Source organism: Paenibacillus sp. FA6 (assembly GCF_051550225.1).
In the GTDB taxonomy this organism is placed as follows: Bacteria; Bacillota; Bacilli; order Paenibacillales; family Paenibacillaceae; genus Paenibacillus_AQ.
Window position 1 is genome coordinate 1,072,151 of the sequence record NZ_CP188820.1, and the last position, 20,220, is coordinate 1,092,370.

The 20,220-nt window shown below is 42.5% G+C and carries 18 protein-coding genes and 1 riboswitch; of the genes, 16 read left to right on the forward strand and 2 right to left on the reverse strand.

Annotation, left to right across the window (positions count from 1 at the left end):
* Positions 1-182 precede the first annotated feature (182 nt).
* Positions 183-1,220, forward strand: a complete 1,038-nt coding sequence (locus ACP8HI_RS04915) for an AI-2E family transporter (RefSeq protein ID WP_438351708.1) — start codon at positions 183-185, stop codon at positions 1,218-1,220.
* A 130-nt stretch (positions 1,221-1,350) separates the two neighbouring features.
* Here ACP8HI_RS04915 and ACP8HI_RS04920 read toward each other — a convergent pair whose 3' ends face one another.
* Positions 1,351-1,824: a hypothetical protein gene (locus tag ACP8HI_RS04920; protein WP_438350014.1), complete on the reverse strand. Its 474-nt coding sequence runs from the start codon at positions 1,822-1,824 to the stop codon at positions 1,351-1,353.
* A 100-nt stretch (positions 1,825-1,924) separates the two neighbouring features.
* Between ACP8HI_RS04920 and ACP8HI_RS04925 the strand changes: the two genes are divergently transcribed.
* Genes ACP8HI_RS04925 through helD form a run of 3 tightly spaced genes read left to right on the forward strand, consistent with a single transcriptional unit; the run spans position 1,925 to position 7,190 of the window.
* The gene (locus ACP8HI_RS04925; RefSeq protein WP_438351709.1) at positions 1,925-2,962 is read left to right on the forward strand and encodes an FUSC family protein; all 1,038 of its coding nucleotides are present in this window, start codon (positions 1,925-1,927) and stop codon (positions 2,960-2,962) included.
* Positions 2,962-4,800, forward strand: a complete 1,839-nt coding sequence (locus ACP8HI_RS04930; protein WP_438350015.1) for an adenine deaminase — start codon at positions 2,962-2,964, stop codon at positions 4,798-4,800. Before ACP8HI_RS04925 ends, ACP8HI_RS04930 begins: the two co-directional genes overlap by 1 nt.
* 41 nt (positions 4,801-4,841) lie before the next feature.
* Positions 4,842-7,190, forward strand: a complete 2,349-nt coding sequence (helD, locus tag ACP8HI_RS04935; RefSeq protein WP_438350016.1) for an RNA polymerase recycling motor HelD — start codon at positions 4,842-4,844, stop codon at positions 7,188-7,190.
* Here the strand turns inward: helD and ACP8HI_RS04940 are convergent.
* Entirely contained in the window at positions 7,182-8,084 is a 903-nt protein-coding gene (locus tag ACP8HI_RS04940) for an AraC family transcriptional regulator (protein WP_438350017.1), read from the reverse strand. The genes helD and ACP8HI_RS04940 overlap by 9 nt on opposite strands.
* Before the next feature lie 142 nt (positions 8,085-8,226).
* Between ACP8HI_RS04940 and yicI the strand changes: the two genes are divergently transcribed.
* The 12 genes from yicI to ACP8HI_RS05000 all read left to right on the forward strand — a co-directional run bounded on the left by yicI (position 8,227) and on the right by ACP8HI_RS05000 (position 20,213).
* Positions 8,227-10,551 (forward strand): alpha-xylosidase, encoded by a 2,325-nt coding sequence (yicI, locus tag ACP8HI_RS04945; protein ID WP_438350018.1) that lies wholly within the window; start codon positions 8,227-8,229, stop codon positions 10,549-10,551.
* A gap of 267 nt (positions 10,552-10,818) precedes the next feature.
* Positions 10,819-11,151 carry a winged helix-turn-helix transcriptional regulator gene (locus tag ACP8HI_RS04950; protein ID WP_438350019.1) on the forward strand — a complete coding sequence of 111 codons (333 nt, stop codon included), beginning with the start codon at positions 10,819-10,821 and terminating at the stop codon, positions 11,149-11,151.
* 128 nt (positions 11,152-11,279) lie between these two features.
* Positions 11,280-11,912, forward strand: coding sequence for a 3-hexulose-6-phosphate synthase (gene hxlA / locus ACP8HI_RS04955; RefSeq protein WP_438350020.1), 633 nt, complete (start codon positions 11,280-11,282; stop codon positions 11,910-11,912).
* A gap of 8 nt (positions 11,913-11,920) precedes the next feature.
* Positions 11,921-12,478, forward strand: coding sequence for a 6-phospho-3-hexuloisomerase (hxlB, locus tag ACP8HI_RS04960; RefSeq protein ID WP_438350021.1), 558 nt, complete (start codon positions 11,921-11,923; stop codon positions 12,476-12,478).
* A 187-nt stretch (positions 12,479-12,665) separates the two neighbouring features.
* Entirely contained in the window at positions 12,666-13,100 is a 435-nt protein-coding gene (locus ACP8HI_RS04965) for an SRPBCC family protein (RefSeq protein ID WP_438350022.1), read from the forward strand.
* A gap of 1 nt (position 13,101) precedes the next feature.
* On the forward strand, positions 13,102-13,479 hold the full coding sequence (locus tag ACP8HI_RS04970) for an ArsR/SmtB family transcription factor (protein WP_438350023.1): 378 nt from the start codon (positions 13,102-13,104) through the stop codon (positions 13,477-13,479).
* Positions 13,480-13,588: 109 nt separating this feature from the next.
* The gene (locus ACP8HI_RS04975) at positions 13,589-14,812 is read left to right on the forward strand and encodes an MFS transporter (RefSeq protein WP_438350024.1); all 1,224 of its coding nucleotides are present in this window, start codon (positions 13,589-13,591) and stop codon (positions 14,810-14,812) included.
* A gap of 84 nt (positions 14,813-14,896) precedes the next feature.
* Complete coding sequence (locus ACP8HI_RS04980; RefSeq protein WP_438350025.1) at positions 14,897-15,277, forward strand: nitrous oxide-stimulated promoter family protein; 381 nt, start codon at positions 14,897-14,899, stop codon at positions 15,275-15,277.
* 257 nt (positions 15,278-15,534) lie between these two features.
* Positions 15,535-16,587, forward strand: coding sequence for an SPFH domain-containing protein (locus ACP8HI_RS04985; RefSeq protein WP_438350026.1), 1,053 nt, complete (start codon positions 15,535-15,537; stop codon positions 16,585-16,587).
* Positions 16,584-17,549, forward strand: coding sequence for a sugar kinase (locus ACP8HI_RS04990; protein WP_438350027.1), 966 nt, complete (start codon positions 16,584-16,586; stop codon positions 17,547-17,549). Before ACP8HI_RS04985 ends, ACP8HI_RS04990 begins: the two co-directional genes overlap by 4 nt.
* A gap of 174 nt (positions 17,550-17,723) precedes the next feature.
* A riboswitch (glycine riboswitch) is annotated at positions 17,724-17,818 on the forward strand.
* A 147-nt stretch (positions 17,819-17,965) separates the two neighbouring features.
* On the forward strand, positions 17,966-19,315 hold the full coding sequence (locus ACP8HI_RS04995) for an alanine/glycine:cation symporter family protein (protein ID WP_438350028.1): 1,350 nt from the start codon (positions 17,966-17,968) through the stop codon (positions 19,313-19,315).
* 115 nt (positions 19,316-19,430) lie between these two features.
* Positions 19,431-20,213 (forward strand): AAC(3) family N-acetyltransferase, encoded by a 783-nt coding sequence (locus tag ACP8HI_RS05000; RefSeq protein ID WP_438350029.1) that lies wholly within the window; start codon positions 19,431-19,433, stop codon positions 20,211-20,213.
* The last annotated feature ends 7 nt before the right edge of the window (positions 20,214-20,220 follow it).

A 20,220-nucleotide genomic window follows, 5' to 3' on the forward strand; every position in this document is an offset into this window, starting at 1 on the left:
ATCTCAGCAAATATAACCCTTTTTGGAAAAAATGACGAATCATAATTGAAGTATAAAAAGGGAATCATTCTTTAACATATGGATCATTGGAGGTCACACTTTTCAACAGTATGAATCTAATGATACAATAGAGTCCAGTACGAACAAAAATACCTTGAACATAGGGAGCCTAGCCTTACGTGATGACATCATTTAAAGAAACTCTTCAAATCCCGGCTGTTAAAAGAATCATTGTTCTGGCAACACTTATTATGTCACTTTATTTATTTAGAAGTATGATGAATCTATTGTTAATCACGTTTATTATCACCTACTTGGTTAATCGGTTGCATTCATTTCTTACTAAAAAGGTCACTAAACGGTTAAAGATTAATGGAATTTTGTTAGTTATTATTCTCTATGTTATTGCCCTGGGTATTTTAACGATTGGTACATACAAATATGCCCCTAAGCTGATATCGCAGCTCAATGATCTCGTACAGCAAGTGATTTCTTTTTACAGTAAACCCTTTGAGCCTACAGATAACAAAATAATGAACTATTTAATGGAGTCTATTCGTAAGATTGATGTGGTTAGTTACGTGGATCAAGGTGTAAGTATCATAATGAAGACGATATCTGATATTGGTAAGTGGAGCTTCAATATTGGAATAGCCCTTATTATGAGTTTGTTCTTCATGTTAGAGAAGGAGAAAGTTACTCACTTCACCGCGAAATTTAAGGAAAGTAAATTTGCTTATTTCTACGATGAATTAACTTACTATGGTAAGAAGTTTATTTTCTCATTCGGAAAAGTAATTGAAGTTCAATTTCTAATCTCTCTCATTAATTGTATTGTTTCAACGTTGTTCCTGTGGATGATGGGATTTCCTAATTTATTCGCGCTTGCAATTATGATCTTTCTTCTAGGTCTGGTTCCTGTTGTAGGTGTGTTTGTCTCATTAGTCCCATTATGCGCTATTGCATTCAAAATTGGTGGAATGATCAGTGTTGTCTATGTGCTGGCGATGGTAGCAGCATTACATGCTTTTGAGGCTTATTTCATGAATCCGAAGTTTATGTCTTCTAAAACTCATTTGCCTATCTTTTATACGTTTACCGTTCTCATCGTATTCGAACATTTCTTAGGGGTATGGGGGCTGATTCTTGGAGTACCGATATTCATGTTTATTTTAGATTTATTGGAGGTTCCCGTGTCGGAACCGGATAAGAAGATATAATGAATTGAATGATATGGAGTGAATGAAATCCTAACCGCAAAGTTAGGATTTCAAAGTTGAATGAATATGACGAATTGCCAAGTCAAGTGAAAGAGAGTTCGCTAATCCGTCATATAGAAAAGTAATTAAGTTAAAGATGCGAGAACGTACCACGCTGTATTTCATGGTGATTTCCATGCTTATGATTTAGAGCGTTCTTTAGTTTTTCTGGTAATTTCCGCTTGATCATATCACCTTGTTCTTTACTTATCTTACCAGACTTGATGGCGGTGTCTATTTTTTTGAGTTGTATCTCACTTAGTTTCTTGGTGAACGTTTCTTCGTCCCACCCCTTTCGATCTTTGGCGATTTGAATTAGGGTCTTTCCTTTCTGCCATTCTTTCAATAACTCCTGACTTTCCATACCTAGCAAATGAGCTGCATTTCTTGTGATGCCACCATGACGATGTTGATGTTTGTGTTGCCTGTTATGATGGGGTGTTTCCGTTATTGGAGATTCCGAATGAGCATATACGGTGGACTCTCTTATCTGTGCCCCACTGAATAGAAGACCTGTCATCAATGTTGTTATAGCTAATTTAGTTAGGATTCGCTTGTGACTCATGTTTTATTTCACCTCTGGTTTCTTTTGCTTTCCAGAATTAGTATGAACCATATGTAGGATTTCATGCATAATAACCAATTATAGAGGGGGACAGATGACTGTGACTTTTGGTGCACGTATGCTTAAAACAGGGATCGCGGTTACTCTCGCTTTATATCTTAGTTCATGGCTTCAACTCTCGCCTCCTGTCATTGCGGCTGTTGCAGCTATATTTGCTATGCAGCCTTCTATATATCGTTCATGGCGGTATTTTCTTGACCAAATACAGACGAATACTTTGGGAGCAGTCGTTGCAATGCTGGCCGGTTACTACTTCTCAAATGAACCTATTGCTGTTGGACTCGTATGTATCGTTGTTATAATGATCTGTCTGAAATTCAAAATGGGTGATACGATTGGTTTGACTCTTGTAACAGTCATTTCTGTCATGGAAGCTTCAGGTCAATGGGAATTTGCGTTGAATCGATTCTCGCTAAGTATTATTGGGATCATCTCAGCATTTTTAATTAATATTCTGGTTATGCCACCGAAACCAAGACAGCAATTAACGGGGCAAATTCAAAGGATATTTGATCAAATGTCGTTATTGCTACGGACGTCGATTACCGATGAATTGAAGGAACATATATTTAGGGATGAGAAGAATAACTTGGAGAAGGATATTAATATTCTTTCCGACAAGTATTCGTTATTTGAGGAAGAATTTAAGAAGCTTAAGAGGAGTTCACTCAGTGAGAGTAGGCACTTAGTTGTGTATAAGCAAATGCTGAATACGCTACGAAAGGGTCAGGAAGTGTTAGATGCGATAGGGGAGCATTATTTCCAATCGGAACGTCTTGCGGATACAGATCAGGAATTCACTGATGAAATTGAAATGCTAACGAAATTTCACGAACATATTCTGCTGAAACTCGATCATAAGTTAAAGCCGAACACAACAGAAGCACTACTGACGGAAGAAACTAGCGATGAGTTTATTAAAAGAAATATTAAGCATTACATCGAACAAGAAGGTGGTCGTTCATTCCGATTAACGATTGTAGCCGCATCGATGTACGACTATGGTCACCAATTGAATCGCCTTAATCGATTAGTGGATAATTATCTCAAGAATGAAGAGGATAAGGAGAATATATAATGACAGAGTTATACAAATGGAACAGATCAACATTAGCAGATTGTATGCCCGAACTTGTTGCAACAGCGCGTGGGGACCTTAAGGCTTCACTAGCAGTGATAAATGTTAAGTTAGTGAACGTCATCTCAGGTGAAATCCTACCTGGAATGTCGATTGCAGTACAGGGCTCAAGAATAGCATATGTAGGCAAAGATATTAGTCATACTATAGATGAGAATACGGTTGTAGTTGATGCGCAAGGTAAATATGCTGCTCCAGGACTTCTGGATGGTCACTGTCATATTGAGAGCACACAGCTTACGGTAACCGAGTTCGCCAAAGCGGTACTCCCCCTGGGAACAACAGGTGGGTTCTTCGATGCACATGAAATATCAAATGTCATGGGCCTAAAGGGTCTGCGTTTCATGTTAGATGAGGCAAGAACCACACCTCTGGCAGCATATATGCAGGCTCCATCTTGCGTTCCCTCAACACATCCAGATATTGAGACAACAGGGGCCTTTATTGGACCTGAGGAAGTTGCCGAAGCATTAAGTTGGGGACCAGATATGATTGGACTAGGCGAAGTGATGAACTTTCCAGGTGTTGTATATGGTGATGACAAGATGATTCGTGAGATTCAAGAAACGCTACGTGCAGGGAAATATGCTGATGGGCACTTCACATGGAAATCGGATGACTGGCGCTTGCCAGTATATGCTGCGAGTGGTATAAGTGGGGATCATGAATGTGTGACGAAGGAAGATGTTATCGAACGTATTCGACTTGGAATGTATGCGAAGATGCGTCAAGGATCTGCTTGGCATGATGTGGCAGAGACCATTAAGGCTCATACAGAAGACGGAATTGATACAAGACGTATGATGTTGGTCACAGACGATCGAAGTTCTGAATCACTACTTCGGGAAGGGCATATCAATTTTGTAGTTAGACATGCGATTTCGCAAGGGGTAAAGCCTGTGACTGCCTTCCAAATGGCAACGATCAATACGGCTGAACGGTTTGGGGTATCAAGAGATATTGGCTCCATAACACCGGGTTCATGTGCAGATATCATATTACTTGATGGCAATTTAGCCGATGTAGATGTGGTGATGACGATTGCTGCGGGTCAAGTTGTGGCTGAGAATGGTCAGATGAAGATGACTTGGGATGGATATCGTATTCCTGAGGAAGCATTCGAGACCGTTCATATTGGCAGACAATTGACTGAAGAGGATTTCAACATCGTAGCTCCAATAGCTGAGGGGATGGTATCCGCTACAGCAATCGAAGTGATCGAGAATCACGTGGATACGCGTGAAAGGAAAGTTCAAGTTAAAGTAGAAGATGACCATGTGAATCTAGAGAATTCGGATGATCTGTGCAAAATGGCTGTATTTGAGCGCCACGGATTGAATGGTGGTCAATCCATCGGGATTCTGATGGGTATTGGATTGCAAGTTCCGGCGGCAATCGCTATGACGGTAGCACATGATAGTCATAATTTGACTGTGATTGGGAATGATGATGTTCTGATGGCTAAGGCAGGAAACCTTGCTGCTGAAATGCAGGGAGGTGTGGTCATGGTGACGGAAGGTGAGACAACATTATTCCCACTGCCGGTTGGTGGATTGATGTCCCCAGAACCATTCGAGACGGTAGCGCATCAATCTGAGGCGATAAGCCAGGCTTTGTTACGAGCAGGTTGTAGTCTTAATAACGTGTTCATGACGTTATCACTACTATCACTTGTAGTCATTCCAGAAGTTCGTCTGTCGGATAAGGGACTGGTGCGAATATCGGCCGATGGGATTGAAATTATTCCTTTATTTGATGCTGTTGGTGTGAACGAATAGGGTGTGAACGAATAGATAGAGAGTAAGGGGATGAAACATTCATGAGCACGAGTGATCAAGAATGGCGTGACGAGCAGCAACGAGTTGATGAAGTAACCACGAAAGTGACTAGAAGAATAGATAAGCTTGAACAAGAAGTGGGAGCGGTACGCGGTGATGTTGTAGATTTACGTAAGGAGTTCTGGGATGAAGTAAGAGTGAACTTTAGTAGCTCAGATGACTTAGGTGAAACATCTACCAGTCTACGCCAACAGTCTCAAGTATTATCAGAGCGTGAACGAAGACATCTTCATTCGTCTGAATCATTGAAAAAAATGAGATTGCTTGTTAGATCTCCATATTTCGGGCGGATAGACTTTGAAGAAGACGGTTCGAATCAGAATGAAACGATTTATCTGGGTATCGCTTCTTTCCTAGATGATGATGATAAGACATTCCTTGTTTATGATTGGCGTGCGCCCGTATCAAGCCTGTATTATGATGGTGCGCCAGGCCCAGCTAACTATGAGACTCCCAGCGGAGAGATTAAAGGAGAAATGAAGCTTAAGCGTCAATTCGTTATACGCAATTCCCAAATTGATGTTTTATTCGATACAGGTGTGACGATTGGTGATGAGTTGCTACAACAAGTGCTTAGCCACAGCGCTGATAATCAAATGAAGAGTATCGTTGCAACCATTCAGAAGGAACAGAATGCCGTTATTCGTAATGAGAAGAGCCGCATGTTGGTTGTTCAGGGCTCGGCCGGTAGTGGTAAGACATCTGCTGCTCTGCAGCGTATCGCTTATTTACTATACAAACACCGTGCAACCTTGAGAGCCGATCAGGTTCTTCTGTTCTCACCTAATCCCTTGTTCAATAGTTACGTTTCATCGGTTCTTCCTGAACTAGGGGAAGAGAATATGCAGCAGACGACCTTTCAGGCATATTTAGATTACCGATTAGCTAAAGACTTTGAACTTGAAGATATCTTCTCGCAAATGGAGACTTTATTGAAGTCCGAAGAAGGGCATTCACTTGATGTGAAGCGGGCAGCTATTAATTACAAATCATCACCTGCATTCTTAGAAGTTATTATCCAGTATAAAGAATATTTAGAAACCCAGGGTATGATGTTCCGACCGATTCGATTCCAAGGAAGATTGATCATTTCGTCAGAAAAGATGAGCGAAAAGTTCTATAGCTTCGATCCTGGAGTGAAGTTAGCTAATCGTATTGAGCTGATGGTGGAATGGATGTTGAAGGAACTCACGCTATTTGCTCGGAAGGAAAGGGAGGCCCCTTGGGTAGATAGTCAGATTGATCTACTAAGTCCTGATGAGTATCAGAAAGCTTACACGCATATTCGGCGTAAACAGCATGCGAAGAAGGACAGCTTTGATGGCTATGATCAAGAGCGGAATTTATTAGCTCGTATGATTGTGAATGAATGGCTGAAGCCAGTTCGCAAGTGGATTAGACGGAAGAGGTTCGTGGATGCGAAAGGACTATATCGGGAATTATTTCGGAGTGAAGAACTTCTCAATTCGATTAGTGGAGCTAACGAATTACCTGATTATTGGAATGAAATTAGTGAGAGTACGTTAAGTGACTTGAAGAATGGCAAGCTATCTTATGAAGATGCAACGCCGTATTTATTTTTACAGGAATTAGTTCAAGGTTTTCAAACTAATAATCTCATACGTTATGTATTCATAGATGAGGTGCAGGACTACTCACCATTCCAGTTGCATTATTTAAAAAGACTATTTCCTCGCGCTCGAATGACGGCACTTGGTGACTTGAATCAGGGGATTTATACACATGCATCCGTTCTTGGTAGCATGGAATCGCTGCAACAGCTGTATGGTCCAGAGAATACTGAAATGATCAATCTGATTAGAAGCTATCGTTCAACCTATGAGATTGTGGATTTCACCCGCAGCATGATGCCAGGTGGGGAGAAGATCATTGCCTTTAATCGGCAAGGGGAGAAGCCGATGGTTGTCATTGAAAGTGATCTTGACGAGCTGCACCAGAAGATCATTGCAGATATTGAATCGCTGAATGCTCAAGGATTTGAACATACAGCAATTATTTGTAAGACGCTTGAGGAGAGCGAGCTAGTATATGAAGCTTTGAAGGGTCATTTGACATTGAAAAAAGTAACCAAAACAACGCCTTCCTATGTGTTGGGGACGCTGGTCATTCCATCGTACTTGGCCAAGGGGGTTGAGTTCGATGCGGTGATCATCTACAACGCCTCTAACGAGGTGTATGCGCGTGAGAGTGAACGGAAGCTGTTCTATACCGTTTGTACGCGCGCGATGCATCTCCTCCATATATTCAGCTTAGGGGAACCGAGTCATTTCATTACAGATGTTGATTCAGATAAGTATCATTTAGTTTAATCCTTCATAGAATTGCCTCCGGTAGTGAGACGGAGTGCAATTCTTTTGTTTTTTAAACACCGTGATGAAGTAGCTCAGATTATCGAAGCCAACATCCATGGCAATATCGACGATTTTCTTATCCGTGTTCTCAAGTAGTTTAGAGGCTTTCTGAATGCGGTAATTGTTCATGTAGTCTATTGGTGTTTTCTGGACCATTTGCTTGAAGAATCGGCAGAAATGGCCCTCGCTCATATTGATTTCTGAAGCGAGGTCGTTTAACTTAAGCGGCTCTGGATAATGCTCATGAATATAATTCAGCACATTTTTGATCCGCTCCACCTTCTCATGGCTTCCAGTAGAACGGCTTTCATTCCTTGTCGTCGTGTGCATATGATTGAACATCTTAGCAAAAATAAGGTAAAGCTGAGCTTTGGTCGTTAACTCACATGTTACTGAATTTTCTTCATTCTCTGCAAGGATGTTATCCAAGTAATGAAGAATATCAATTTCCCATCGCTCGTTATTCTTGATATGCGGTGGTGGGAGTATTTGTTTCTTAAGTATTGGCGTAATAAACTTTTCTTGTACAATATCGAAGGCTTGACTAAGAAGCAGGTCAGGACTAAACACGACCGCTGAGAAAATACAAGGAATATCATCTTCATTTTCCACATAGCCAGCATGGAGCTCACCACTATTTACGAAGATAGCCTCGCCTGCGTGGACTTCATAATAGGATGTATTAATTTGGAAAATGGCACTGCCTTGCCTGACAACGATAAACTCCATTTCGTCATGCCAATGGCAATCTAAGATGCTTTGACCGTTTAGTTGCTCAACATTAGGATAGATGCTAACAGGATACAGGGGGTTGCCATGCGCCCGATTTTCTTTTAATAATTCCCGATTCATAGTATTGGATTCCACCTTTAGGTTAATTATAAGGTAAATTGCTGATAAACATCAATATATTAATACATTTGGTCAAAATATCGTAAGATAAGTCTATTTTATATCAATATAATCATAGTATAAACCAAAGGAGGTAAGATACATGAAATTTACGGATGGATATTGGCAAATCCGAGAAGGTTATGAAATTCAGAGTCCAGCGGATATCCGTGACATCACGCAGAACGGTGATTCGATGACCGTGTATGCAGCTACGAAAGAGATTAAATCAAAAGGTGATACGCTAAATGGTGCATTGTTGAAAACTACTTATAGCTCTCCAATGCCTAATGTTATTCGCGTTCAGCATAACCATCATAAAGGTAAAGTGAAAAAGGGTCCTGAGTTCGAATTATTCACTGAAAATACAGATGTACAAATCGCTATTGGCGAAGAAGTGGCTGAGCTTACGAGCGGAAGTCTTAGCGTCAAAGTGAACAGAAAGGAAGGTTGGAATGTTGATTTCAACTTTTCAGGTAAACGTGTAACAGGTAGCGGTTGGAGAGCACCAGCTTACATCGAAGATATTGCTGACAAGAGTACTTATTACCGTGAACAGCTTGATCTTGGCGTTGGAGAATATATTTACGGTCTTGGCGAACGCTTCACACCGTTTGTGAAGAATGGTCAAATTGTTGATATGTGGAATGAGGATGGCGGGACAAGTTCTGAGCAATCCTATAAGAATATTCCTTTCTATCTATCCAACAAAGGCTATGGCGTGTTCGTTAATCATCCAGAGAAAGTATCTTACGAAATTGCCTCCGAGAACGTATCAAGAGTACAGTTCAGCGTCGAAGGTGAATCGCTTGAATACTTCATCATTGGTGGTGGCACTCCGAAAGAAGTGTTGAATAATTACACGAAATTGACAGGTAAACCTGCACTTCCTCCAGCATGGACATTTGGTCTATGGCTTACAACGTCATTCACAACAGATTATGATGAAGATACTGTAAATCATTTCATTGATGGTATGGCAGATCGTGATATTCCGCTATCTGTATTCCACTTTGACTGTTTCTGGATGAAAGAATATCAATGGTGTGACTTTGAATGGGATAAAGATATGTTCCCAGATCCAGAAGGCATGCTTAAACGTCTGAAAGATAAAGGTCTAAAAATTTGTGCATGGATTAACCCTTACATCGCAGAGAAATCCCACTTGTTCGACGAAGGTATGGACAATGGATACTTGGTTAAGACAGCTGATGGCGGCGTATGGCAATGGGATAAATGGCAAGCAGGTATGGGTCTTGTTGATTTCACCAATCCAGATGCGGTTCAATGGTACAAAGATAAGTTGAAAACCCTTATTGGACAAGGTGTCGATAGCTTTAAAACAGACTTTGGTGAAAGAATTCCTACAGATGTAGTTTATTATGATGGATCTGATCCAGTCAAAATGCATAACTACTATACTTTCTTATACAACAAAGCTGTATTTGAAGTGTTGGAAGAAAACTTAGGTAAAGGTGAAGCTGCTCTATTCGCACGTTCTGCAACGGTTGGCGGACAACAGTTCCCTGTACACTGGGGTGGAGATTGTTCCGCAAGTTATGAATCGATGGCGGAAACCGTTCGTGGTGGATTGTCACTAGGTCTATCTGGATTCGGATTCTGGAGTCATGATATTAGTGGTTTCGAAAAGACAGCTGCACCAGACGTATACAAACGTTGGGTACAATTCGGTCTGTTGTCTTCGCATAGCCGTCTACACGGAAGTACTTCATACCGAGTTCCTTGGTTATTCGGCGACGAAGCAGTTGATGTCGTTCGCGAGTTCACGAAGATGAAATGCAGACTTATGCCGTATCTATTTAACTCTGCTGTAGAATCTACAGTCATGGGTATACCGATGATGAGAGCGATGGTGCTTGAATATCCTGAAGATCCAACTTGTGCTCCGTTGGATACGCAATATATGTTCGGTGATTCCATCTTGGTTGCTCCAATCTTCAATAAAGAAGGCGATGTGACGTATTACCTTCCAGAAGGCACTTGGACGAACTATCTGACAGGTGATGTACTTGAAGGTGGACGTTGGTATAGCGAGAATCATGATTTCATGACGCTTCCTATGATGATTAAATCCAACAGCATCATTGCAGTGGGTCAACAAGATAACAAGACAGATTATGATTTTGCTGATGGTGTTAGTCTACATGTATTCCAATTGGCTGATGGTGCAACAGCGCAAGCTGAGGTTGTTAACCTACAAGCGGAGAAGGAACTTGATGTTACAGCTACACGTTCTGGTTCCGTAATCGAAGTAACAACAACAGGTGTTGGTAAAGCTTGGTCTGTTGTACTTAGAGGTATTAATGAAGTGGCTTCCGTTGATGGCGGTAAGTCAGAATCCGGTGCAGACGGTGTCGTAATTACACCAGCAGCGGGTGCAACTTCTGTGAAGATTACATTGGTATAAGTTAAGATAACTCCTTCATGAATGAGAAGAAATTTGAAACATGAATAAGTGGGTTTGATAATACACATGAACCGAGTCATGAAGACGTGCAGCTGTGCGCGTCTGATATGGCTCGGTTCATTTTATATACTAGTAAATGGAAGGTGACCGATACATTCGGCCCCAATACAAAGGTGAAGCAGATCAGAATGATGTATACTCGTTCAAAGAGGGCATGACTATGTTCTGCGTATTGCGGAATTAGATAGAACTGAAGGGGGATTGGAATTGGGAGATCAGCATTTTAAAGAAACGGTTGAGTTAACCTTGAAGGTCATTGGAGGAAAGTGGAAGCCGGTTATTCTATGTCATTTGACGGAGGGTACGCATCGGTTTGGCGAGCTGAAGCGAGAGATGCCTATTACGCAAAAAATGTTGACACAGCAATTGAGGGAGCTAGAGGAAGATGGGATTATCAATCGGAAGGCGTATTCACAAGTGCCGCCTAAGGTAGAGTATTCCCTGACGGAGTATGGTTTAACTGTTAAGGAGTTACTTAATACACTATCGAACTGGGGCGAGAAGCATCAGGAAAGGCCTGAACCGCACCGCGAAATATGAATGAAATGGCTCTTCATAGTATCCATTTGGTAACTACGTTACATAAAGGTGCGTACTTTTCATTTTGACAAGGTGTGTCTAGAATAAGGATTAGTAAGTCTAGTACATTTTAAAGGAGATTATCATATATGAAATTACAATTAGCGTTAGACCTTGTCGATATTCCAGGAGCAATTGAAGTTGTGAAGCAAGTCGAATCTTTTGTTGATATTGTTGAAATTGGTACACCGATAGTTATTAACGAAGGTTTACACGCGGTAAAAGCGTTAAAGGAAGCATTTCCTAATATGACTGTACTCGCTGACTTGAAAATTATGGACGCAGGCGGATACGAAGTTATGAAAGCAGTTGAGGCTGGTGCAGACATCGTCACCATTCTTGGTGTGGCGGAGGATGCAAGTATTATGGGTGCAGTTGAAGAGGCTAAAAAACATGGTAAGCAGATATTGGTTGATATGATTGCCGTGAAAAATCTTGCTGTGCGCGCAGCAGAGGTTGATGCTCTAGGTGTGGATTATATTTGTGTTCACACGGGTTATGATCTTCAAGCAGAAGGTCAAAACTCCTTCGATGATCTTCGCACGATCAAAGCGGTAGTCAAAAATGCAAAAATAGCAGTTGCTGGTGGTATTAAACTCAGCACATTACCAGAAGTTATTGCGGTGAAGCCGGATCTAATTATCGTAGGTGGCGGTATTACAGGACAAGAAGATATGGCAGCAGCTGCATCTGAGATGAAGCAACTTATCACGCTAGGGTAATTATGATCATGGAAACGAAGTCATACGTTGCTGCGATATTGAGCGAGTTGGACAACTCTTCTAGTCAGCTCGCGGATGAACAGTTGGAGCTACTCGTTGAGCGAATAGGTGAGGCGGGGAGAGTGTTCGTAGCTGGGGCTGGCCGCTCTGGACTCATGATGCGCGCCTTTGCGATGCGGCTGATGCACCTCGGACTGGATGTATACGTTGTAGGTGAGACGGTAACGAGAAGTCTTGCTCAGGGAGACCTGCTTATTATCGGGTCGGGCTCGGGAGAGACGAAGTCGATTGTGCCGATGGCAGAGAAGGCGCGAAGCTTGGGGGCAAGTGTCGCGGCTTTGACGCTATCGCAAGCTACTACGATTGGTGAGCTAGCAGATATTATTATTCAGCTGCCTGGTGCGCCTAAGGATCAGCTAGACGATGAATCAAGCACGATTCAACCGATGGGTTCACTCTTTGAGCAAATGCTATTACTCGTATGCGATGCCGTTGTTTTGCGACTGATGGAGAAGCAGTCATTGAGCGGTAAGGTGATGTACGGCAATCACGCGAACTTAGAATAGGGTTTAGGCGGTCCTGCGGGGCCGTCTTTTCTGTATGTATTAGTATGCAGTATGCTCGACAAGCTCTTGGATATCCTAATAAGCGTACATATGTGTTTGACATGAAACTAAAAGGAGCCATATAATAACATGAAACCAAATGGTTTCATGTCGGTTAGATAGAAATATACTTAATGGAGGCTAACAAATGGGGAATATTGATAAGCAATCTCAAGGAGAGATTCAGGAGATTAGGAAAACGCTAGTACTTAACGCTCCCATTCAAAGGGTATGGGATGCTGTTGCAACTTCCGAAGGGATTTCTATATGGTTTATGCCGAATGACTTTCAGCCGATAGAGGGTTATGGTTTTCATTTGGATGCAGGACCTTTCGGCAAATCGCCTTGCAAAGTGACGGTCATTGATCCACCACGCCAGCTTTCCTTCAATTGGGGCAAGGATTGGACATTAACATTTGAGTTGGTCGAATTAGAGGGTACAACAGAATTTACGCTCATTCATTCCGGCTGGGATGCGGATAGTGTTACCGAATTCGGCGAAGCACATGCACTTGTACGTGAGAGAATGGCAAACGGTTGGATTGGCATGGTGGAGTCGCTTAGAAAGTTTGTCCAGGCCTAAGATGGCTGAATCAGCGTCTAAACATGATGTTTTTCAAGCAATCGCCGATCCAACGCGCCGTAGGCTGTTACACTTACTCGGTGATCAGGAGATGCCGGTAAACAACTTATGCGAGCATTTTACGATGAGCCGCACGGCTGTATCCAAGCATCTACGGGTGTTGGCGGATGCTGGATTGGTAGAGGCTCGGAAGGTAGGTCGAGAAACGCGTTATCGTCTAGATCCTGAGCCACTGCTTGAATTGAAGCGGTGGCTCGCATACTACGAGCGCTTCTGGGACAATAAACTTTCTATGCTTAAGAGGTATGTCGAATCAGACGAGCCGGCTGATATGGAAGTATTTGATTCACTCAGGGTAGTAGAGACTATGGAGGAATAATCCCTTTCGTGATCGCTTGAAAGAAATGTATTAACTGGTATGTGAATATGAAGGGATCAATTAAACCACAATAGATATGTCTACAGAACCTTAAAGGTGGTTTAATTCAATGGAGAATAAGAAATGGGACTTAGTAGCACTCGCTTCCATTCCGCTCATCATGACGCTGGGTAACTCCATGCTGATTCCTATATTGCCGCAAATTTCACGTGAACTTCACATCAGTTCCTTTGAAGTAAGTATGTTGATTACGGTGTATGCGATTGTGGCTATTCTATTCATTCCTATTGCAGGATATCTTTCAGATCGGTACGGTAGAAAGAAAATCATTATTCCAAGTCTAATCATAGCAGCTGTAGGGGGTGCGGTCTCTGCGGCTGCTTCTTGGTTATTAACGGATATGTCTGCATACTGGATCATCTTAGTAGGTAGACTTTTACAGGGAATAGGTGCAGCGGGTGCATTTCCGATCGTCATTCCGTTAGTTGGAGATATGTTTGAGAAAGAAGAAGATGTCAGTCACGGTCTTGGCATTATTGAAACGTCCAACACATTCGGCAAGGTTATTAGCCCGATTCTGGGTGCAGCGCTCGGGATGATCCTATGGTATTTACCCTTCATTAGTATACCAGTCCTCTGTTTCATTTCCCTGATGTTGGTTATATTTCTAGTCCAATCCCCTCATAAAGGTGAGTCTAACGTTTCTTTGAAGAAATTCTTGATGGGAACGAAAGATATTTTGAAGGAAAAGGGTCGTTGGATATATGCGATTTTTGCTGTGGGTTGCATATGTATGTTTATTCTATTTGGGGTATTGTTCTATTTGTCTGAGACTCTGGAGTCGAAATATAAACTGGATGGCGTTATTAAAGGGTTGGTGCTGGCGATCCCACTTGCAGTGCTTTGTCTGTGCTCATACATTAGTGGGAAGGTCATTGGTCAGAATAAGAAAATAATGAAATGGACCGGATTTGCAGGAATGGCTTTATTAACAGTTTGCCTAGTTATTATAGGATTCAGCAGCCAAATTATTTTCGTGATAAGTCTATTTTCGCTTTGCGGTGCAGGGATTGGGCTCGCACTTCCTTGTATGGATGCATTAATTACGGAGGGGATCGAGAAAGAACAGCGAGGAACCATTACCTCTTTATATAGCAGTATGAGATTTATCGGGGTATCTCTCGGACCACCTATTATATCCCTGTTACATAATATAGATCACTGGATTGTCTTCGGTATAATGGCGGCAGTCGCAGCAGTTGGTGGGTTGCTGACCCTATTTGCGGTCAAGCCATCGGAGGACAAGGATGCGGATATCAGAGGTGAGATATAGTTAATATTAGAGTGATGCCATTTGGAATTATAATGATATGGTTACTTGAAAGTGAGGTGCGTGACCATATCAGAAGAAACGAGTATGAAGCGGCTGGCAAAACAACCAGGAAATGTGGGTCATCGCATTGTTAGGGAGAAAGATATCGTAGCAATTATGATCTATAAATATTGTAAGGGGCATGGACATATTCGAAATGAGAACACGGAGAATGGTTCAGACGGAATGTGCACTGACTGCAAGGATCTAGTTCGTTACGCGCATACTCGTCTTGAGCTTTGCCGCTTCGGTGAGGGTAAGACGACGTGCGGACGTTGTCCTGTCCACTGTTACAAGGCAGACCGACGTTTTCAGATCAAGGCTGTTATGAAGTATGCTGGACCACGAATGCTATGGAGCCATCCGTTAGAATCACTTCGCCATGCATTGGATGGATGGTCTGGATCGAGAAAAAAACGTGTATAAATGGATGGGTCATTCTAAAATGATCCACGAAGTTAAAGAGCCATCAGGATCAATGATCCTGATGGCTCTTTAAGTTTGAATGAAGAAAAATAAAAAGAATGCCTTACCACTCCCACTATTTTCTAACCTAGATAAGGTGACTTTCGTGAGCGAAAATTCACCAATTTAATTATAATGTCGTATTGATAATATCGAAACGATATGATAGAATGTGGATATCAACAAAATTGGTTTAACAAGAGAGTGAGGTTATCATTATGTTTGGACTGAAATTTGTGAAGTTTCAACCCAGTGATTATGTCATGAAGGTGAAGAATGGAAAAGTAGTTCAAGAAGGGATCGGTATCTCATTCTATTACTTTGCTCCTACAACTTCGGTTATTGTCGTACCTGTCACTTCCATCGATGTACCGTTCATATTTGAAGAAATCACGAAGGATTATCAGATGGTGACAGTGCAGGGTCAATTGACGTATCGAATCATCGATTATTCCAAAACAACGCAAATTTTGAATTACACGTATAACTTGAGAAAGAATAATTACCTTTCCGATGATCCAAGCAAGTTAGCTCAACGGGTTATTCATATCGCCAAGGTGCTAACTAAAAAATATCTAGAGAAAATGCCGATTAAGGAAGCCATTCAATCTAGTGAACGGTTAGTAGAAAGTATCACGAGGGAGATTGGCAACAATGAAGAGCTAGAGAAGCTTGGCATCGATCTGATGGGCATGTCGATTCTTGCGATCCTACCCAATAAAGAGACGTTACGTGCACTAGAAGCCCAAGCGAGAGAGGAAATTCTACGTAGTGCGGATGATGCTCTTTATATACGCCGAAATGCTTCGATTGAACAGGAAAGACGTGTGAAGGAGAATGAGTTAAACACAGAGATCGCGGTTGAAACGAAGAAAAAACAAATCCGTGAGACACAACTTGACGCGGAACGCTCGGTGAAGCAGAAGCAAAATGAAATGAAAGATGAACAACTTCGCTTTGATACCATACATGAACAGAAGAAGCGGGAATTAATTGAGTTAGCTGTCGCCAATAAAAAAGCTCAAGCTGATGCCAAAGCTTACGAGCTTGCTGCTGTAATGAAGTCGTTGGAGGGAATTGAGCCGAAGGTGTTACAGTCGTTGACCAACATAGGCATGAACCCAGATCAATTGATTGCGATCGCATTCCAAGAGCTTGCAGAGAATGCCGAAAAGATTGGACAGCTTAATATTACACCGGATCTATTGCAGGGATTGATGTCGGGTACTGCTCCTGAGCGTTCGGTTGTGAAAGGATCTGGGTCAAGATGAGTGACCGAATGACAGAAAATAAAATTGTTCTGATTAAGCGTAAAACAAGGCTAGAAGAATTAGTTGTACGCTACAATACGATACAGCAGGCACAGTTCCATATCGAAAGGCTTGGTGCGGACTTCAGTGATTATATCAGCGAAGATTATAATTACCGGACAGCGGTGGAGATGGCGCTAGTTGAGCTTAGCGCCATGGGGCGGGTTCAAATGGTGGAGAGGGAACATGTACCGAATTTTATCTTTGGTGCTGAGGATACAGTAGTTGTTCTAGGGCAGGATGGACTAGTGGCTAATACGTTGAAATATTTGGGGGAACAGCCTTTAATTGGTGTTAATCCCGATCCACTTCGATGGGATGGAGTCCTATTACCGTTTGTAGTTAAGGATTTGAGGCTCATTGTGCAGGATGTGTTCCAGAAGCGGCGACCGATCAAGGAAGTAACTCTAGCGAAGGCTCAGCTGAATGATGGTCAGTGTCTATACGGTGTTAATGATCTATTCGTGGGACGTAAAACGCATGTGTCCGCGCGTTATCTCCTTCAACTGAATGGCGCCGTTGAGCAGCAATCGTCCAGTGGAATTATTATCTCTACCGGAATGGGATCAACTGGCTGGCTGAAGAGTGTATTTGCTGGAGCTGCTGGAATCGCCAGAAATGCGGCACAAATGCAAAATGTAACAGCTCCAGAGGAATATACTCATAGCATTACTGATTATCGGGTGGATTGGAACTGCCCCCACTTGTATTTCACGGTGAGAGAACCATTTCCAAGCCGGACAACTTCTGCGGAGCTCGTCTTTGGGCAGATTAATGGAGGTACCCCGCTGCAGATTACATCGCAAATGCCGGAGAACGGTGTGATCTTTAGCGATGGAGTGGAAAGCGACTTTCTAGAATTTAATTCAGGTGTGCAAGCGACGATCAGTTTAGCGGAGAAGCGGGGGCGATTAGTGGTATAGAAATAGAGGGCATCCAGCTACTTCACAGATTGTCCACTTGTGAAGTAGCTTGCTAACTATGTATAATAGTGAAAATTCATATAGCTGGATGAAGTTTGCGGGAGATGGAATGCAAGTTCCGACCGAAGGGGCAAAGCTCTCAGGTGCTTAGTTAGTAGAAGCGGGACCGTAAACGGACAGAACTCTGGAGAGACCCTTTATGGGCGCCGAAGGTGCAAGGCAGATGAAGATCTGCTTAAACTCTCAGGCAAAAGGACAGAGACAGGATTAAAATATGGTAGATATCACCTATAATTTGTGATTAATTTCACTAATTGGCGGAGTATTTGTGTATCTCATATCCTGTACCTCTCTAAGAGTCCAAATCAGTCGATTTGGCTCTTTTTTTATTAATATTGATGAGGGAGTGGGTTGTGATGGTAGAAGTATTGGGAAATATTAATAGTTGGGTATGGGGACCGCCCTTGCTTATTCTAGTAATGGGAACAGGGATTTGGCTGACGATTCGATTAAATTTACTTCAGGTGCTTCGTCTACCGATGGCACTCAAGTTGATTGGTAAAGCACCTAATGAGGGGGATGGTGATGTTAGCAGCTTTGGGGCATTAAGCACAGCTCTTGCCGCAACCGTCGGTACGGGTAATATTGTTGGTGTAGCCACAGCTATTAAGATGGGTGGTCCAGGAGCGTTGTTCTGGATGATCGTTGCAGCCTTTCTGGGGATGGCAACGAAATATGCAGAAGGATTATTGGCTGTTAAGTATCGCACGTTAGATAAGAATGGAAATTACTCGGGGGGACCGATGTACTATATAGAAAAGGGTCTCGGTCCTCGCTTCAAACCGCTAGCAATCATGTTCGCTGCTAGTGGTATATTAGTAGCATTGTTCGGTATAGGAACGTTTCCACAGGTGAATGCGATTGTATCCTCAACAGAAGCAAGCTTTGGAATTCCGGTCGTTGTAACGGCTGTTATTCTAGCGGTGCTGACAGGGATCGTGACCATTGGAGGGATCAAGAGTATTGCCCAAGTGTCCACGAAGGTGGTTCCATTCATGTCCGTCTTGTATATTCTTGCTGCTCTTGGAGTTCTAATCACCTTCGCTGAAGAGGTCCCAAGCGCAATTGCTCTAGTGTTCACATCTGCTTTCTCAACGACTGCGGCAACAGGTGGTTTCGTCGGGGCGACGATTATGCTTGCAATACGCAGTGGTGTAGCAAGAGGGATCTTTTCCAACGAGTCTGGACTGGGAAGTGCACCAATCGCTGCAGCTGCAGCCAAAACGAAATGGGCAGCTGAGCAGGGATTGATTTCGATGACAGGTACCTTTATCGATACGATTATTATTTGTAATCTGACCGGACTGACTTTATTGGTAACAGGAGTATGGAATGGAAATAACGAAGGTGCGCTTATGACACAGGCAGCATTCGCCAGCGCTTTCCCTGCATTTGGAGCAGATTTACTGACGATCTGTTTGATATTGTTCGCATTTACAACTATTCTAGGATGGAATTACTATGGGGAACGATGTGTTGAATATTTAATAGGGGTAAAGGGGATTAAACCATATCGTTTCTTGTTTATAGCATTAGTAGCTGGTGGAGCATTTATTAAGCTTGATGCCATATGGATTATTGCAGATATTATGAATGCATTGATGGCATTCCCTAACTTGATTGCACTACTAGGTCTATCGGGTGTTGTAGTATCTGAGACACGTGTGTATATGGAGGCAATGGGTAAGAAGAAACAGAAGGAATGAAGTTGAACTTGTCGAATGGTATGTAGTGGACTCCCTACCTTATTAGAGATGGGATATAATAGAGTAATGTAAGCTCATCATATATCATAAACGACATAAAGGAGACTATTCAACTATGCATACACACGCTAGTCTTTTGGAACAAATGCAACAAATGAGAATTAACCAACAAGGTGTCGTACTTGTACACTCGTCCATGAAAAGCTTAGGTGAAGTAGAAGGTGGGGCTGATACGGTCATCAACATGTTGTCAGAATTTATGGAAGACGGACTACTAGTTTTCCCTACTCATACATGGGCTAATATCAACGCGAGCAATCCTGTATATTATGTGGAAGAATCACCTTCTTGTATTGGTATCCTTCCTGAAATATTCCGTAAGCGACCGGGTGTCGTACGGTCTTGGCATCCCACACATTCCGTGGCGGCCCTAGGAGAGGGAGCGGAATCATTCACTACGGGTGATGAAGTGTTTGATACACCATGTGCTAGAGGTTCAGCATGGGGCAAATTGTTGGATCGACAAGCGACCATACTACTTGTTGGGGTAGATTTGCGCAGGAATACTTTCATGCATGGGGTAGAGGAATGGGTTGATATTCCAGGTAGAATGACCGATGATCCTGAACCGTTGCAAACCGTCTTGGCTGATGGAACCGTGATTGAAGTACCATCCCGTAGGCATTGTGGACAGTCATGGTCAGAGTATTTCTGGAAGGTTGAGGACGTGATGGTGAAGCATGGTGCGATGTATTTAGGACAATTGGGTGATGCGGTTGTACGTGTATGTGACACGGTCAAGATGACCGAGGTTCTTACAGAAATGCTGCGTGAGTATCCCGATTTATTCTCGGACAATGAACCATTAAACGAGCATATGCAGCAGTTATTTGGATAAGTTAGTG

Coding starts and splice junctions, on each gene's coding strand:
- hxlA (WP_438350020.1), top strand. CDS start 11,280: ATGAAATTACAATTAGCGTTAGACCTTGTCGATATTCCAGGAGCAATT.
- ACP8HI_RS04985 (WP_438350026.1), top strand. CDS start 15,535: ATGTTTGGACTGAAATTTGTGAAGTTTCAACCCAGTGATTATGTCATG.
- ACP8HI_RS04915 (WP_438351708.1), top strand. CDS start 183: ATGACATCATTTAAAGAAACTCTTCAAATCCCGGCTGTTAAAAGAATC.
- helD (WP_438350016.1), top strand. CDS start 4,842: ATGAGCACGAGTGATCAAGAATGGCGTGACGAGCAGCAACGAGTTGAT.
- ACP8HI_RS04965 (WP_438350022.1), top strand. CDS start 12,666: ATGGGGAATATTGATAAGCAATCTCAAGGAGAGATTCAGGAGATTAGG.
- ACP8HI_RS04920 (WP_438350014.1), bottom strand. CDS start 1,824: ATGAGTCACAAGCGAATCCTAACTAAATTAGCTATAACAACATTGATG.
- ACP8HI_RS04990 (WP_438350027.1), top strand. CDS start 16,584: ATGAGTGACCGAATGACAGAAAATAAAATTGTTCTGATTAAGCGTAAA.
- yicI (WP_438350018.1), top strand. CDS start 8,227: ATGAAATTTACGGATGGATATTGGCAAATCCGAGAAGGTTATGAAATT.
- ACP8HI_RS04930 (WP_438350015.1), top strand. CDS start 2,962: ATGACAGAGTTATACAAATGGAACAGATCAACATTAGCAGATTGTATG.
- hxlB (WP_438350021.1), top strand. CDS start 11,921: ATGGAAACGAAGTCATACGTTGCTGCGATATTGAGCGAGTTGGACAAC.
- ACP8HI_RS04940 (WP_438350017.1), bottom strand. CDS start 8,084: ATGAATCGGGAATTATTAAAAGAAAATCGGGCGCATGGCAACCCCCTG.
- ACP8HI_RS04970 (WP_438350023.1), top strand. CDS start 13,102: ATGGCTGAATCAGCGTCTAAACATGATGTTTTTCAAGCAATCGCCGAT.
- ACP8HI_RS04980 (WP_438350025.1), top strand. CDS start 14,897: ATGAAGCGGCTGGCAAAACAACCAGGAAATGTGGGTCATCGCATTGTT.
- ACP8HI_RS04995 (WP_438350028.1), top strand. CDS start 17,966: ATGGTAGAAGTATTGGGAAATATTAATAGTTGGGTATGGGGACCGCCC.
- ACP8HI_RS04975 (WP_438350024.1), top strand. CDS start 13,589: ATGGAGAATAAGAAATGGGACTTAGTAGCACTCGCTTCCATTCCGCTC.
- ACP8HI_RS05000 (WP_438350029.1), top strand. CDS start 19,431: ATGCATACACACGCTAGTCTTTTGGAACAAATGCAACAAATGAGAATT.